The organism is Lysinibacillus sp. NPDC093197 (assembly GCF_044754025.1).
GTDB lineage: Bacteria > Bacillota > Bacilli > Bacillales_A > Planococcaceae > Lysinibacillus.
On record NZ_JBIVOH010000010.1, the window covers coordinates 13,780 to 28,739 of the forward strand.

The window sequence follows — 14,960 nt, forward strand, 5'->3', positions numbered from 1 at the left end:
CAAGCATCACCTCCTTACATCATACTTCCACAATCGGTTGCTTGGCAGCCAATTGTAATACATCTTCTAATAAATATTTTGTAAATGCTTCACCGCTATGAGCCGAATATACTGTGTTCTTTAGTATTTGAGGTTGTTTGTCTTTTAAGTCACCGTGGTATGGCGTATAACCTCTATCAGCCAAAGCGAGCATTCCATAATCCATTATGGAATCACCCGCTGCCAAGTGCATATTATATGTACAATGCTCCTTCAAATACGAAATTGCGGCTTCTTTCGTAAGCGCTTTTGGCATAAAGTACAATTTTCGTCCTTGCAGCAGTACATGCCAACCATGTACTGCAAAGTCTTGAATTATTGCCTGCACTTCGTCCTGCTGTAAAATATTACAATCCACATAATGAACATAAAATAGCTCATCAACATAGAACGATTGTTGAAGCCATTCATCTGATTTTATGCTATTAAATTGGCGTACCAAATCTGCTTGAGGAATTGAGGAATCTTCAATTCTTTTGCGTAAAATTTTGGACCATTCCATATTAGGGCGTCCTTGTTCTATTATTGTACCCCCATTACTCGTAATTGCAAAAGTAGGACGCAGCTCTTTTATTACATGTATTCGTTCATACTGATGTATTGCACGTGTTGTAACAGGAACGAATAATGTTTGTTGGTGGACCTGTTGCAATAATGACATCGTTACTTCAGTCATCATACTAAGTGCTTCCCCATCTTTTCGTTCAGCTGTAATTGGAGCTGTATTTGGTGGATACTTATCCATCATGCGCTGGGAGTAAATAAGCGTACGATCTAAATCAGATGTAAATAGTAGCATGTCTTCTCTCCTCTACACTTCTTTTATTAAGCCACAGCATGCATAGGACATTTGTGGATATTCTTCAATTTCCACATTTTTTTCCTTAGCTAATAGTAAAATGTGCGCTAATTCATGCACATATTTAGGGTTAATTAAAATTTTCCAAGGGACTCTGCGAAGTAATACCCGTGTTGTTTCCCCCACTCCTGGCTTCACAAAGTTACTATTTGTTATGCCATAATGTTGTTGAATAGCAACAACGGTTTCCAACCCTTGCCATGTAATTGTAGATGGTATTCGTTCACGAAGCTGTTGCTCCACATCATTCTCTACTTGTAAAAAATACGCGCTAATACGGTTAATATATACATTGGATACATCAGCCACTTGTAGTTCTTTATAAAATTTTGCCCCGTGAAAATCATTTACATCCATGAACTGTGCATTCCATACTGTTCGGCTAACTAAGCCCGAAACAGTTGAATTTAAACATGCGGATGGTATTAAAAAATCAGTACGTGTACCATAGATTGCTGCACAATGTCCTGGATCAGCAAGTACTGCTAATGTCGCATCCAACTGTTTATTGTTTTGCTCATTAAAGCTTTCACACGCTTGTTGTAATTCTCTCGTAATCGCGCCTTTCCCTGTCCAACCATCAATAAATTGAATTTGTGCAAGTGGGTGCTGAGTAAATATGTATTTGATAGCGTAGTCATCAATACCCCGACCTCGGAGAATCGAAATAGTATAGTGAGGAACGTCCACGTTATAATGCATTTTTATATAACGCTTAATTAAAATACCAATAGGCGTTCCTGCTCTCGCTAAACTAACAAGCACTAAATGTTCTAAACCACGGCGCTCTACAATTTGTTGAGCCACCAATCCTACAGCAACCGCAATACGTTGTGCATAATCATCTAACGTTCGATAAAACAGGTTCATATATGCTTCAGAAGGAAGATACTCTACTGGCAACATTTCTGAATAGTGGGTACCCGATTGAATAAGTCGTTCACGCTGTTCATTATCTATTTCTAAGTTAACGTTACTAATATCTCGTAGTAAAAAGACAACATCTTCAGGTGAATAGCTTCCCATTTTATCTGGTTGCTTCATTTCATGCATTATTCAGTCCCCCATTCGTGCATACAAATCACATAAATATTTGCGTTACTTACAGATTTCAATGCATGTACTGCCCTTGCCACTACCTCTTCATTGGCTATACGTTCTACGACTAAAAAAAGTTCCGAATATGAATGGCTATGTAAGTTGTATAAGTAATTTTCAACACCATTATTTTCTGGACTTTCGAAAGCAATTTTTTCTGTTATTGTATAGGATGGATTATTTGCACAATAAATTGGGCTACGTGTCGTTGATTGGAAATAAACATCCTCTCCTAAACAAGTCGCTATCTGCATTGGCACATACATAAACTCCCCTGTACCGATGACAAGTGCTGGTCCATCTGTACGAAGCCCTCGTAACTGATCCGCGATAGTTTGATACAGCTTCTTTTGGGCAGCATGTTGCTCAGTCGTTAACATTAATCGACCTGTTGCTAACATATAAGGCGCTCTATTTTCCACACCATTTTCAGCGATAGAATAGTAATGTTTCTGTTCAACTACCTCGTTCACTGAAAGCAACTTCATTTCTGTTGTTGCTTGAGAGGTACTTTGCACCTGATAATTTGTTAAAAGTGGTGTGCCATCACAAATAAATTGCCCACTCATAATCGATACAAAATCAATCGTTACTCCCCACCTAGCCTCTAGCTCCGCAAACATCGCTTGTTGCTGTGGCGAACGCCAATCTAAAATCGATAAAACAGAATAATGCTGAACAGTAGGGAACTTTTGGTGTAGTGTTTCAATAATGTTTACCACTGTATTTCCTGTTGTAATTTCATCGTCAATGAGCACAATTCGTTTTGCCTGCAGCAGTTTTTCAGGTTGCTCGCAGTACACGCGATGACTCGTCGCGTGCGAATGTTCTTCTTCGAAAGTGACAAACGGTTCGAGCTCTGGTAGTAGTTCTCGCGTCGTATGGACATAAGTTGCATTGGACTTAAAAGCATTGAAAACAGCATGACCAAGAGCTGTTGCCGTTTCAGCAAAGCCGATAAATAAAACTTCCTCTGCTAGTTCCAGTCTTTGCTCCTCTACTTGCTGTAAAATCCCTTGCATATTTTGCTGATTTTTTATCGCCTGTACAACTGGCTGTAATAACAAACAATCATGACCAACCAGTTTTTCATGATACATCATTGCTAATAATGCGCCTGTCAAAATCGGCACCTGTGGACGAACTGCTAAATGCTTACCAAGGACGGTACTCACAAATAAAAACTGTCTCTTTTTATTAATACGTGTCGCCATTTTGAATAAATCCGTCATCGCAAAATCATAAGGATTTTGGGTAATCTCGATATCAATTTTATAATCTTGAATAATGTTCATCTTGTTGTTGAACTTCGTCATCCGTACTTCCTCCTACACTTGCATTCAATAAGAGAGAGGCAAAATCTGCAGATTCATTGTATACACCATATATATGTGCTTGGCGTAAAACTTTCTGTGCCCATCTCATATGTGGCTTCATTTCATTCATTTTATTGGCATAATGGCTTTTTAAAACACCCTTTTGCCCTTCATTATCAATAATACTAGTAGCATCTACATATTCCTCATAAGAAACAACATAAAGTGCATGTACAATTCGAATATGACTTGGATGTATAATTGTTTTACCTAAAATGCCATTTTGTCTGTCTAAAATTACTTCCTTCATCAAGCCATCCAAATAATCATCAAGTAGTGCCTTACGTGCATATAAAGCTCCCTTTTCACTGAATGGTGTAGCTCTTAGCGTTGGTTTTAATACCCGTTCATTACTGAAATACTCCCATACTGGTCCCGAAATAACAAAGTCATCTTCCTCACGACCTAGTACATTGACGATATCTGCAATACAATCTCGAATAACGGCTATATCATAAATTGTTGAGTCTACTCGACGACGAATTCCATAAATTCCACAAAAATCAGTAGCACCGATACGTACGTTAAGTACACGTTTTCTATATTGACGCAGCACATCTCGTATCGCAAATAAAGCTTCCATTCGAGACTCCTTATATAAAATGTCTCGGCTTTCTAAAATAGGCATTCCATATAGCGTTAGCTGATGCTGTTCAATCGTTTGCTCAAGTATTTCAAAATAGGCAGCTCCTTGTCTAGCTGTGAACTTAGGAAATACATAGCCCGTAAGCACTTCCTGTTGCTTTCCTAATACAGACGTCAAAAGTCTAAATTGCTCTATACTCCGCACACGAATAAATAGGAGTGGCAAATCTTCAAGCAAAATTTCGTTATGGACATAAAGTGTATAGAGTGCGCTTATATCCTCTATTATTTTTTCTTCACAGCTCGTTAACTCTGCATCTCCAACTGCATCCTCTAAATCTATAACAAACGACTTTAAATCTTGATATTTTTGTGATTGTACCATTTCAATAATGTTAGGCATAGATGCAGGCATATATAGCGTTGCACCTAATGCGTACGATAAAATATCTGGTGAATCTAGTTTAGTAAATGTGCGTGGTTGTTGATAAAAAATCGTCTCCGCTTCAGTTGCAAAATATTGCATCCAATTCTCTCCCTCATCAAAGAATGACCTTTGTAAAAAAGACACTGCATCAACCTGTTTATACAGACTAATACAGTGCCTTCCGTTAAGTTCATCATGATTTAAATTAATGCCTACTAGTGGACATTGCAGATATACATCGTACTTTAATTACTCTAGACCATAAGCATTGATTAATGAAGCGAGCCCACCTTGATAGCCAGAGCCAACAGCGGCAAATTTCCATTCGCCATTATGACGGTACAGCTCACAAAATACGACCGCGGTTTCAATACTGAAATCTTCTGCTAAATCATAGCGAAGAACTTCTGAACCAGATTCTTCGTTCGATAAACGAACATATGCATTTAATACTTGTCCGAAATTTTGACGGCGACCTTCAGCATCGTAAATTGTCACTGTTACAACAATCTTTTCAATTTGAGGGGATACTTGCTTTAAATTCACAAGAATTTTTTCATCGTCTCCATCACCTAAACCAGTACGGTTATCACCCATATGCTGGACCGATTTATCGGGACTTGTTAGATTATTATAGAAAATAAAGTCTTGTTCATTACGGCATTTTCCCGATGCATCCAATAAAAACACTGATGCATCTAAGTCAAAGTCACTTCCTCCATCGAATTGTTTAACATCCCAGCCTAAACCAATCCCTACATTATTTAAGCCTGGATCCTGTTTCATTAAATCAATGCGTTGTCCTTTACTTAACTGAATACCCATTAGAAAAAAACTCCCTTTCTCGTGTAAAGTTAAACCGTTAGTTTACGCTTAAGCCATAATCATTACAAAGTGCAGCTAAACCGCCTTGGTATCCAGCACCAATTGCGTTAAATTTCCATTCACCGCCGTGACGGTATAATTCGCCTACAACGACAGCCGTTTCAATACTAAAGTCTTCACCTAAGTCATAACGAACGATTTCTTCATTCGTAGCGGCATTTACAATGCGGATAAATGCGTTAGACACCATACCAAAGTTTTGGCTACGTGCTTCTGCCTCGTGGATTGTAACAGTGAAAGCTAAGCGTTGCACATGTGCAGGTACTTCTTTTAACGAAACTTTAACGATTTCGTCATCCCCTTCGCCAACTCCTGTTAAGTTATCGCCAGAGTGTTCAACAGAACCATTACCACCAATAGTATTGTTGTAGAAGATGAAATCATTTTGATCTGCTACTTTACCTGTATCAGCAAGTAAGAAAATCGACGAATCTAAATCAAAATCATGTCCACCATCGTATTTATTTGTGTCCCATCCTAAACCTACAATTACATTTGATAAGCCTGGGTTTGTTTTTGTTAAATCTACTTTTTGTCCTTTTTGTAATGAAATACCCATTTGTATTCCTCCTCAAATTTATATTTATTGATATCTTCGAACTACATCACCAAGTTTTACATCATTTGTACCGTTACCAACAGCTGCAAACTTCCATTCGTTACCGTGACGATAAATTTCACCACACACTAGCGTCGTTAAATTCGAATAATTATCAGTTAAATTATAACGAATTAGTTCATTACCTGTCTTGTCATCGTACACGCGAATATACGCATTTTGAATCATACCGAAATGTTGATTACGTCCAGCTGCATCATAAATGTTAACGACGAATACTAATTTATTGTATTGAGCAGGTACTGCCCCTAGCTCAACTGTAATTACTTCATCATCACCATCACCAGCACCAGTTAAATTATCACCAGAATGTACAACAGATCCACATTTACTCGATAATTTTCCGAAGTAAACTACGTCATCTCCTGCAACTATACGATCATCCTGTAACATTAAAACTGAGGAATCACAGTCAACATCTCTGCCTGCTGTTCTACCACTCGAAAATAAGCCTCCTAAAAAGCCACCGCTTTTTGTTTGACTTACAGGGTCCCACCCTAAGCCTACTTTAATTTTATTTAAACCAGCATTGCCTTTTGTTAAATCTACACGCTGTCCCTTTTGTAAATTAATCCCCATTTTTAATGCCCTCCTTATTTGAATGCGCCTCTGCTAAAAAGTTGCTAACAGTATAAGCATCGATATACTTCTTCTTATAATAAGTCTTGTACGCTTCCTCAAAACCTTCATTAGTGAGCAGTAGCTGCGTCAATAAAGTATGTATGTCAGCATAAATTAAGTCTAAAATAATATTACATAAAATTCAAATAATGGCTCCAGGATGAAATTGTAAATTTATAGTTAGTTCATTTATTCGTCTTAACAAGTAAAAAAACCTTCTAGCTTTTTCAGTAGAAGGCTATTTTACATATTAGCTTTTCATTTTCGGATCTAGTGCATCTCGCAAACCATCACCCATTAAATTAAAACCTAGTACCGTTAGCATAATCGCTAAGCCTGGGAAAATCATTGTCCATGGCGCCTTTAATAAGTAGATACGGGCATCAGCTAGCATTTTACCCCATTCTGGTGCTGGTGCTTGAGCCCCTAATCCTAAGAAGCCTAGTGCAGCTGCTTCAATAATCGCTGTCGCAATTGCTAATGTTCCCTGTACAATAATTGGCGTCATTGAGTTTGGTAAAATGTGAGAAAACAAAATACGCGAATCTCGCATCCCTATCGCTTTTGCTGCTACGATATATTCCTCTTCTTTTACACTTAACACTTTTGATCGAATTAACCGCCCAAAGTTAGGGACGTTAATAATCGCAATCGCAATTAAAGCATTTTGTAATGACGGCCCAAGTACAGCCACTACAGCGATTGCTAATAAAATGCTAGGAAACGCCAACATAATGTCAAAAATTCGAGAGATAATTGTATCTATCCATTTTCCATAATAGCCTGCAAGAATTCCAAGTGTACTTCCTACAACTACCGAAAGAATAACGGCAAAAAATCCAATCCTTAACGAAATACGCGCACCATATATAATTCGTGAAAGAATATCCCGACCAAAGTCATCTGTTCCAAACCAATGTGCACTTGAAGGTGCCAATAACCGTTTTGATAAATCTTGTTCATTAATCCCCTGAGGAGCAATCATTGGACCAAATACAGCAAGTAGTATAAAAAATATTACTATCCCAGCACCAACTAGGGAGATTTTGCTTTTTTTAAAGCTTCGCCAGCCTTCTCTCCAAGGACCTGCCGCACGCTCTCGACTTGCTATTGCTTCTTTTTTAATTTCTATCGCACCAGTCATTATCGCATCTCCCTCCTATTTGTATTTAATGCGTGGATCTATCACTGTATAAAGTAGATCGACAATTAAATTGATCATGATGAAAATAAACGCAACGATTAAAATACCCGATTGGATAACTGGATAATCACGGAAGCCAATTGCATCATAAATATAACGACCAATGCCTGGCCAACTGAAAATCGTTTCTGTTAAAATGGCGCCGCCAAGTAACAACCCTGTTTGTAAACCAATTACTGTTAATACCGGGATTACGGCATTTTTCAATGCATGTTTATAAACGACGATAAACATTTTTTGTCCTTTTGCTCTAGCTGTACGAACATAATCGGAGCGCATTACCTCAAGCATAGACGAGCGGGTAATCCTGGCAATAATCGCCATCGGAATCGTAGCAAGTGCCACCCCTGGTAACACTAATCGCTTTATAACTTCCGTAAACTGATCAAATCTCCCTTGAATGAGCGTATCGAGCAAATAAAAATGCGTAATGGCGGTTATTGGGTCACGGACATTATCACGTCCAGATGTTGGGAACCAGCCAAGGTTAATGCTAAACGCCCATTGTTCCATCAATCCTAGCCAAAAGACTGGCACAGATACACCAATTAAAGCAATGACCATTGCTAAATAATCAAACCATGAATTTTGGAACCAAGCTGAAATAATACCTGCATTGACACCAACAATAATTGCGATAATCATCGCAAAGATAGCTAATTCTGCTGTTGCCGCTAAATATGGAAAAATTTCTTGTGAAACAGGTAACTTCGTACGCAATGAAACGCCTAAATCGCCCTGAAAAATACCACCTAAATAGCCGAAATATTGTGTGTACCATGGCTTGTCTAATCCTAAACTTGCGTTTAATGCCTCAACCGCCTCTTTCGTCGCCTGCTGACCTAAAATCACTTGCGCGGGGTTACCAGGAATTAAACGAATTAACATAAAGACGATAAAAGTCATTCCAAGCAAAACTGGGATTAATTGAAATAAACGTCTTCCCATATAGTGAAGCATCTTCTTCACCTCTCTGTAATTTTCTAATTATACTTTTGCTACGAAAAGCATTGAAGTCAATACACATACTGTAGAAAGGGACAGCCTTCAACAAACGATAGACGTTTAGATGGTTTGTCTTTCATACAGAAAAACGGGTTGCGACCAACATAGTCACAACCCGTTTTTACAACGCTAGACAAAGTCCAAAGCTGTAAAAATCTTGTTACGTCACTATGAGTAAGCGACAATTTTCATTTCTCTATTGTCTAATTCATATCTACTGCTTCTAAACGGTCAGAACCCGTTGGATGTGCATGGTAATTTGTAACTTTTGTACTTGCAGCTAAAATAGGAATTGAGTGTGCAAGTGGAACCCATGGAGCATCCTCAGAAATAATTGTTTGCGCTTGTTTGTAAAGTTCAATACGTTTGTCTTCGTTCACTTCTGTTTGTGCAGCCACAAATAATTTGTGTAACTCTTGGTTGTCATAGAACGTGTAGTTGTTTGAGCCGATATTATCAGCGTCTAATAATGTGTAAAGGAAGTTATCAGCATCGCCGTTATCACCAGTCCATCCAAGTAAGAACGCATCCGCCTCACCATTTTGAGCTTTTTCTAAATACGTAGCCCATTCGAATGAAACGATTTTAGATGGAATACCTACATCAGCTAAATTCTTTTGAATTGCTTCTGCAATTTTTTGACCATCTGGCATATATGGACGTGGTACTGGCATTGCCCATAGCTCAATTTCTTTACCGTCATAGCCTGCTTCTTTCAGTAAAGCTTTTGCTTTTTCAGGATCATACGCATAACCTGTAATATCATCGTTGTAGCCAGCAATAACTGGTGGCATTGGGTTTTTCGCAGGTTGCGCTAACCCTTCATAGAAAGCATCTACTAATGCTTGCTTATCAATTGCATAGTTTACTGCTTGACGAACTTTTACATTATCAAATGGAGGGCGTGTTACTGTTAAACCAAGATAACCAACGTTCATAGAAGGACGTTCGATTAATTGTAAATCGCCATTTGTTTCGATTGATCCTTTATCAGATGGACTTAAACCATCGACAACATCTACCTCGCCATTATTTAATGCATTTAAGCGCGCTGAGTTATCAGGAATCGAACGGAAAATTACTTTATCTAATTTCGGGAACCCTGCAATACGATAGTCAGGATTTTTCTCAATTGTAATAGAATCATTTCGTGTCCATTTTACAAATTTGAATGGACCTGTTCCAACTGGATTATCGATAAGTGCATCGTCATTCGCTTCGAATGCAGTTGGAGAAGCAATTGCGAATGGTGACATTGCTAAGTTTTTCAAGAATGGTGCTTGCGGTTGCTTCAGTTTAAATACAACTGTGTAATCGCCTTCTGCTGTAATTGCTTCAATTACTTGCTCACCGCCCATTGTAAATTGGGACATGAAGTACGGGAACTTATCAGCGCCAGCTTTCCAGCGCTCGAAATTTTTCACGACTGCTTCTGCATTAAAATCAGACCCATCGTGGAACTTTACGCCTTCTTCAAGTTGGAATGTATAAGTTAATCCATCATCTGAAGCTTCCCATGATTTTGCTAAACCTGGATGCAATGTAACATCTTCATCTCCAAAGTTAATAAGTGTTTCATAGAGATTCACTGTAACTTTAAAAGATTCACCTTCTGTTACTGTCGCTGGATCAAGTGCAGTAGAGTCCCCACCTCGACCATATACTAAAGTTTTTTCACTGCCGTTAGCTGAATCGCCGCCAGTAGACGTATCTTTTGAACCTGTATCCTTGCCATCAGAGCTACCACCACACGCAGCTAAGATTGTCGAGAGAACAAGGATTAGCATTACGCCTAATGACCAAAGCTTCTTTTTCTTCATTTATTTTCCCCCTAAAACTTTTTTATATCATTTAATGTTGAAGCGCATCATAAAGATGACAAGCAACATAATGACCCTGTTTCACTTCTTGCAGTTTCGGAACAACGCTTGAGCATTGTTCTTTCTTAAAAGGACATCTCGTATGGAATGCACAGCCGCTTGGCGGATTGGATGCACTCGGAATATCTCCAGATATAATAAGCTGCTCACGTTCAAAAGTTGGATCAGGCACAGGAACAGAAGATAATAATGCCTGCGTATATGGGTGGAGCGGCTCTGCATATAAATTCTCACTATCTGTCAACTCTACTAACTTGCCTAAATACATAACCCCGACACGATTACTAATATGTCGCACAACCCCTAAGTCATGTGAAATAAATATATAAGTAAGCTTTAATTCCTTTTGCAATGTTTGCATTAGATTTAAAACTTGGGCTTGAATTGATACATCCAGCGCTGAAACGGGCTCGTCTGCAATAATTAGACGAGGATTGGTCATTAGCGCACGAGCAATTCCAATACGTTGTCTTTGCCCTCCACTAAATTGATGTGGATAACGTTTTGCGTGATATTCATTTAAGCCAACGATTTCGAGAAGCTCTATTACTTTCTTTTTGCGTTCTTTCGAATTGCCCATACCATGAACAATAAGCGGTTCCTCTAAAATCTTGCCAATCGTATGGCGTGGATTTAACGAAGCATAAGGATCTTGGAAAATCATTTGGATATCCCTTCGCGCTTTCCGCATTTCATTGTTTGATAATGTGGAAATCATTTTGCCTCCAAATTCAATGTTACCTGCTGTCGGTTCAAGTAAGCGCATTAATAGGCGACCTGTCGTTGACTTCCCACACCCCGATTCACCAACTATGCCTAATGTTTCCCCTTCAAAAACTTCAAAGGAAACATCGTCCACAGCTTTCACATCCCCAACCTGCGTATTAAGGAATCCTTTCCGAATAGGAAAATACTTTTTTAAACCATCAACCTTCAACAACACTTTCGACATAATGAACCACCTCCTGTTCTTCCATTAAAAAGCACCTTGCTTTATGTTGCTCTGTCGCTTCATATAAAGGTGGTGTTTCCTGTAGGCAACGCTCCATCGCAAATTCACAGCGTGCTGCAAATCGACAGCCGTCTTTAATCGTGCCCGGCTTTGGAACACTACCAGGTATCGAATAAAGACTGTCTTTTTTATAACGCATATCTGGTACCGATTTAATAAGTCCTTGTGTGTAAGGGTGCTTTGGCGTTTTAAAAATTTCCTGAATAGATGCTTCTTCAACAATTTGTCCAGCGTACATAACGATAACGCGTTCACAAGTTTCTGCTACAACACCTAAATCATGCGTAATTAATAAAACAGCAGTATTCATCCGCTTGTTCAAATCTTTCATTAGTTGCAATATTTGAGCTTGAATCGTCACATCTAGCGCTGTTGTAGGCTCATCGGCAATCAGTACCTTCGGGTCACAGACAAGTGCCATGGCAATCATTACACGTTGGCGCATCCCACCTGATAATTGATGAGGATAATCCTTTAATAGTTCCTCCGCACGTGGTAACCCTACTAGCTTCATAATTTCTACTGCGCGTGCAAAAGCCTTCTTTTTAGACCACTTAGGATTATGAATTAAAATAGCCTCTTTCAATTGATCCCCAATCGTAAATAAAGGATTTAATGAAGTCATCGGCTCTTGAAAGATCATCGCCACATCTTTCCCACGCACTTTTTGCATTTGCTTATCAGTTAATTTAGCTAAATTTTTGCCATCTAACAGTACTTGTCCGCCTGTGATTTTTCCAGGTGGCGATGGTATCAATCCCATAATGGACAAAGATGTTACGCTTTTGCCACTGCCCGATTCCCCAACAATCCCCAAAATTTCCCCTTCATGGACCGAAAAATCAATATCGTCAACGGCAGGAATCTGTCCATCATCTGTGAAAAAGGTTGTTTGTAAACCTTTAATCTCTAACAGCTTTTTTCGCATGTTCAACCGCCCCATCCTACCAATTTTTTTAAAAATTACAAATTTATAGTTTATTATATACTAACTATCAATAAATTCTCTATTTTCAGATAATTCTAACTAAATTTCTCCTCTCTTTCAATCATTATTTTTCTACCATTAGCATATATTTTCTACATTTTTCCCCTCACTTATAAATATTTCGTATTTTAACGATGTTTTTCTACAAAAATAGCTTCCATTTAACTTGGAAGAATAGAAGAAGCCGTTGCTTGCTGAAATATGCCACTGCATACAAAAAAGCCTTTCATTCAACTAGAAATGAAAGGCTCACAATATACAAGTGCCAGGCACTCAAACAATTTCTTGCAAAGAAAAAAACGTAAGACGCAACAAACCGCGTGTTTGCGAGAGTTGCGGCTTACTCTGTGCCTGCGACAGTGTCAGGCACTCAAACAATTCGCTCGAAAATTAATGACATTCGTCATCTTTCAATACTCAATCTAAGTGTTGCACTTGGAATAAATTAAAGTATGTGCCTTGCTCCTTCATTAGTTGCTCATGATTCCCTTTTTCAATTAATTGTCCATGATCAATAACAAAAATATTATCGGCATGTGTAATAGTAGAAAGTCGGTGCGCAATAATAATGGTTGTTCGGTCATGCACTAAGGCATCGAGCGATTCTTGAATAAGCGCTTCACTTTCTAAATCTAGTGCTGATGTTGCTTCATCTAAAATTAAAATCGGTGGGTTTTTTAAAAAGACGCGGGCAATGGCAACACGTTGCTTTTGTCCACCCGATAATTTTACACCTCGCTCGCCAACCTTCGTGTTATAGCCATTTGGCAAGCCCATAATAAAGTCATGCGCATTAGCCGCTTTTGCAGCAGCAATTACTTCTTCCTCAGACGCTTCAGGTTTACCCATCAATATATTTTCTTTAACTGAATCACTGAACAAAATATTATCCTGTAGCACGATTCCAATTTGAGAGCGTAATGAATGGATTGTGACATCCTTCACATCATGACCATCTACATATACCGCTCCATCTGACGTATCATAAAAGCGTGGAATTAAGCTGATAATGGTAGATTTCCCACCGCCGCTCATCCCTACAAATGCGACCGTCTCCCCTGGATTTATGGTAAAATTCATATTTTTTAAAATTTGCGAACCATCTGCTTCATATTGAAAAGCGACATTCTCAAATCGCACCTCACCTGTTGCAGGCGATAATGGTAGTGCATTTTTTTTATTTTTTACTTCATAAGGCTCGTCTATTAGTTCAAACATACGATCCATCGAGGCAATCGACTGTGTTAACGTTGTGGATGCACTTACTAAACGGCGAAGTGGTCCGTAAAGGCGTTCAATATACGCGATAAAAGCAACCATTGTGCCGACCGATAAAGGTCCATTAATCACTTGATATCCTGCATAAGCAATAACAAGTAATGGTGCTACATCTGTAATCGTATTGACGACCGCAAAAGATTTAGCATTCCATTTTGTTTGATCTAATGCTTTTTCTAAAAACTCGCCATTCGCTTCATTGAATAATTTTTGCTCATGCTTTTCGAGCGTAAAGCTTTTAATAATACTCATGCCAGCTACTCGTTCATGAAGATAACTTTGAACACCTGCAAGTGCTTGTGAACGGTTGCGTGTTAATGTTCGAAGTTTACCAAAGAAGAACCTAACACTAATTGCATAGAACGGGAATGCAATGAGCGCAACAAGTGTAAGTTTGACATCCAATGCTAGCATAATACAAACGGCAATAACAATCGTTGCTAAGTCCAGCCAAACATTCATCAAACCTGTCATAACAAAGTTCTTCGTTTGCTCCACATCATTAATTACACGTGAAATAACCTCACCCGCTCTTGTATTGGCGTAATACTTTAAGCTTAGGCGCTGTAAATGCGAGTAAATCTCTTTGCGGATATCAAAAAGGACCTTATTACTCACATGCTGTGCAAAATATTGACGGTAGTATTCTATTGGTGGTCGTATAACAAAGAACACAATAATTGTACCGCCTAGCCAGTAAAACAATTCTTTTGTTTTTTCTGTATCCGTCAAATCCTCCGCACCAATAATATCATCAAGTACTATTTTTATGAGCAGTGGAATGAATAACGGGATTGCAAATTTCACTATACCAATTAAAACCGTTAAAATAATTTCCCATGTGTATGGTTTTACATAACGCATATAACGCTTTATACTACTCATTTTTCATCACTTCCTTATTAGAAAACCTCATCCCTATGTGGCTTTCTATACATTAAAAAAAGAAACAGACATTCTATTACGAATGCCCTTACGTATTATAGCAATATTTAGCATGAAGTACAGTTAGTTGACCTTTAATGCTAACTATTTTCGATTTACATCGATAGTTCTATTTATAAAATACCCCTTAAATGCAAAA

General features: G+C 38.5%; 13 protein-coding genes. All 13 read right to left on the minus strand.

Annotation, left to right across the window (positions count from 1 at the left end; all coding sequences use genetic code 11):
• Nucleotides 1-19: 19 nt before the first annotated feature.
• Entirely contained in the window at nt 20-838 is an 819-nt protein-coding gene (locus ACIP9G_RS20270) for an HAD family hydrolase (protein WP_401021783.1), read from the minus strand.
• A 12-nt stretch (nt 839-850) separates the two neighbouring features.
• Nucleotides 851-1,951: a cysteine protease StiP family protein gene (locus ACIP9G_RS20275; RefSeq protein WP_401021785.1), complete on the minus strand. Its 1,101-nt coding sequence runs from the start codon at nt 1,949-1,951 to the stop codon at nt 851-853.
• Nucleotides 1,951-3,312, minus strand: coding sequence for a phosphoribosyltransferase family protein (locus ACIP9G_RS20280; RefSeq protein WP_401021787.1), 1,362 nt, complete (start codon nt 3,310-3,312; stop codon nt 1,951-1,953). The genes ACIP9G_RS20275 and ACIP9G_RS20280 overlap by 1 nt, the downstream gene beginning before the upstream one ends.
• Nucleotides 3,269-4,483, minus strand: a complete 1,215-nt coding sequence (locus ACIP9G_RS20285; RefSeq protein ID WP_401021790.1) for an HpcH/HpaI aldolase/citrate lyase family protein — start codon at nt 4,481-4,483, stop codon at nt 3,269-3,271. Before ACIP9G_RS20285 ends, ACIP9G_RS20280 begins: the two co-directional genes overlap by 44 nt.
• Before the next feature lie 150 nt (nt 4,484-4,633).
• Nucleotides 4,634-5,209: a TerD family protein gene (locus tag ACIP9G_RS20290; protein WP_340822364.1), complete on the minus strand. Its 576-nt coding sequence runs from the start codon at nt 5,207-5,209 to the stop codon at nt 4,634-4,636.
• A 37-nt stretch (nt 5,210-5,246) separates the two neighbouring features.
• On the minus strand, nt 5,247-5,828 hold the full coding sequence (locus ACIP9G_RS20295; protein ID WP_340822363.1) for a TerD family protein: 582 nt from the start codon (nt 5,826-5,828) through the stop codon (nt 5,247-5,249).
• A 24-nt stretch (nt 5,829-5,852) separates the two neighbouring features.
• Complete coding sequence (locus tag ACIP9G_RS20300; RefSeq protein ID WP_340822361.1) at nt 5,853-6,467, minus strand: TerD family protein; 615 nt, start codon at nt 6,465-6,467, stop codon at nt 5,853-5,855.
• 292 nt (nt 6,468-6,759) lie between these two features.
• Nucleotides 6,760-7,653 (minus strand): nickel transporter permease, encoded by an 894-nt coding sequence (gene nikC / locus ACIP9G_RS20305; RefSeq protein WP_340822360.1) that lies wholly within the window; start codon nt 7,651-7,653, stop codon nt 6,760-6,762.
• Nucleotides 7,654-7,668: 15 nt separating this feature from the next.
• Nucleotides 7,669-8,673, minus strand: a complete 1,005-nt coding sequence (locus tag ACIP9G_RS20310; protein WP_340822358.1) for an ABC transporter permease — start codon at nt 8,671-8,673, stop codon at nt 7,669-7,671.
• Nucleotides 8,674-8,921: 248 nt separating this feature from the next.
• On the minus strand, nt 8,922-10,538 hold the full coding sequence (locus tag ACIP9G_RS20315) for an ABC transporter substrate-binding protein (RefSeq protein WP_401021793.1): 1,617 nt from the start codon (nt 10,536-10,538) through the stop codon (nt 8,922-8,924).
• Nucleotides 10,539-10,569: 31 nt separating this feature from the next.
• A complete protein-coding gene (locus ACIP9G_RS20320) occupies nt 10,570-11,550 on the minus strand; it encodes an ABC transporter ATP-binding protein (protein WP_340822355.1) in 981 nt (326 codons plus the stop codon).
• Nucleotides 11,525-12,538, minus strand: a complete 1,014-nt coding sequence (locus ACIP9G_RS20325) for an ABC transporter ATP-binding protein (RefSeq protein ID WP_340822354.1) — start codon at nt 12,536-12,538, stop codon at nt 11,525-11,527. Before ACIP9G_RS20325 ends, ACIP9G_RS20320 begins: the two co-directional genes overlap by 26 nt.
• A gap of 477 nt (nt 12,539-13,015) precedes the next feature.
• Nucleotides 13,016-14,761 (minus strand): ABC transporter ATP-binding protein, encoded by a 1,746-nt coding sequence (locus ACIP9G_RS20330; RefSeq protein ID WP_401021797.1) that lies wholly within the window; start codon nt 14,759-14,761, stop codon nt 13,016-13,018.
• Between the last annotated feature and the right edge of the window lie 199 nt (nt 14,762-14,960).

Excerpts from the sequence above, each read along its gene's own strand:
- ACIP9G_RS20270 (WP_401021783.1), bottom strand. The coding sequence starts at position 838 with ATGCTACTATTTACATCTGATTTAGATCGTACGCTTATTTACTCCCAG.
- ACIP9G_RS20275 (WP_401021785.1), bottom strand. The coding sequence starts at position 1,951 with ATGCATGAAATGAAGCAACCAGATAAAATGGGAAGCTATTCACCTGAA.
- ACIP9G_RS20280 (WP_401021787.1), bottom strand. The coding sequence starts at position 3,312 with ATGACGAAGTTCAACAACAAGATGAACATTATTCAAGATTATAAAATT.
- ACIP9G_RS20285 (WP_401021790.1), bottom strand. The coding sequence starts at position 4,483 with ATGCAATATTTTGCAACTGAAGCGGAGACGATTTTTTATCAACAACCA.
- ACIP9G_RS20290 (WP_340822364.1), bottom strand. The coding sequence starts at position 5,209 with ATGGGTATTCAGTTAAGTAAAGGACAACGCATTGATTTAATGAAACAG.
- ACIP9G_RS20295 (WP_340822363.1), bottom strand. The coding sequence starts at position 5,828 with ATGGGTATTTCATTACAAAAAGGACAAAAAGTAGATTTAACAAAAACA.
- ACIP9G_RS20300 (WP_340822361.1), bottom strand. The coding sequence starts at position 6,467 with ATGGGGATTAATTTACAAAAGGGACAGCGTGTAGATTTAACAAAAGGC.
- nikC (WP_340822360.1), bottom strand. The coding sequence starts at position 7,653 with ATGACTGGTGCGATAGAAATTAAAAAAGAAGCAATAGCAAGTCGAGAG.
- ACIP9G_RS20310 (WP_340822358.1), bottom strand. The coding sequence starts at position 8,673 with ATGCTTCACTATATGGGAAGACGTTTATTTCAATTAATCCCAGTTTTG.
- ACIP9G_RS20315 (WP_401021793.1), bottom strand. The coding sequence starts at position 10,538 with ATGAAGAAAAAGAAGCTTTGGTCATTAGGCGTAATGCTAATCCTTGTT.
- ACIP9G_RS20320 (WP_340822355.1), bottom strand. The coding sequence starts at position 11,550 with ATGTCGAAAGTGTTGTTGAAGGTTGATGGTTTAAAAAAGTATTTTCCT.
- ACIP9G_RS20325 (WP_340822354.1), bottom strand. The coding sequence starts at position 12,538 with ATGCGAAAAAAGCTGTTAGAGATTAAAGGTTTACAAACAACCTTTTTC.
- ACIP9G_RS20330 (WP_401021797.1), bottom strand. The coding sequence starts at position 14,761 with ATGAGTAGTATAAAGCGTTATATGCGTTATGTAAAACCATACACATGG.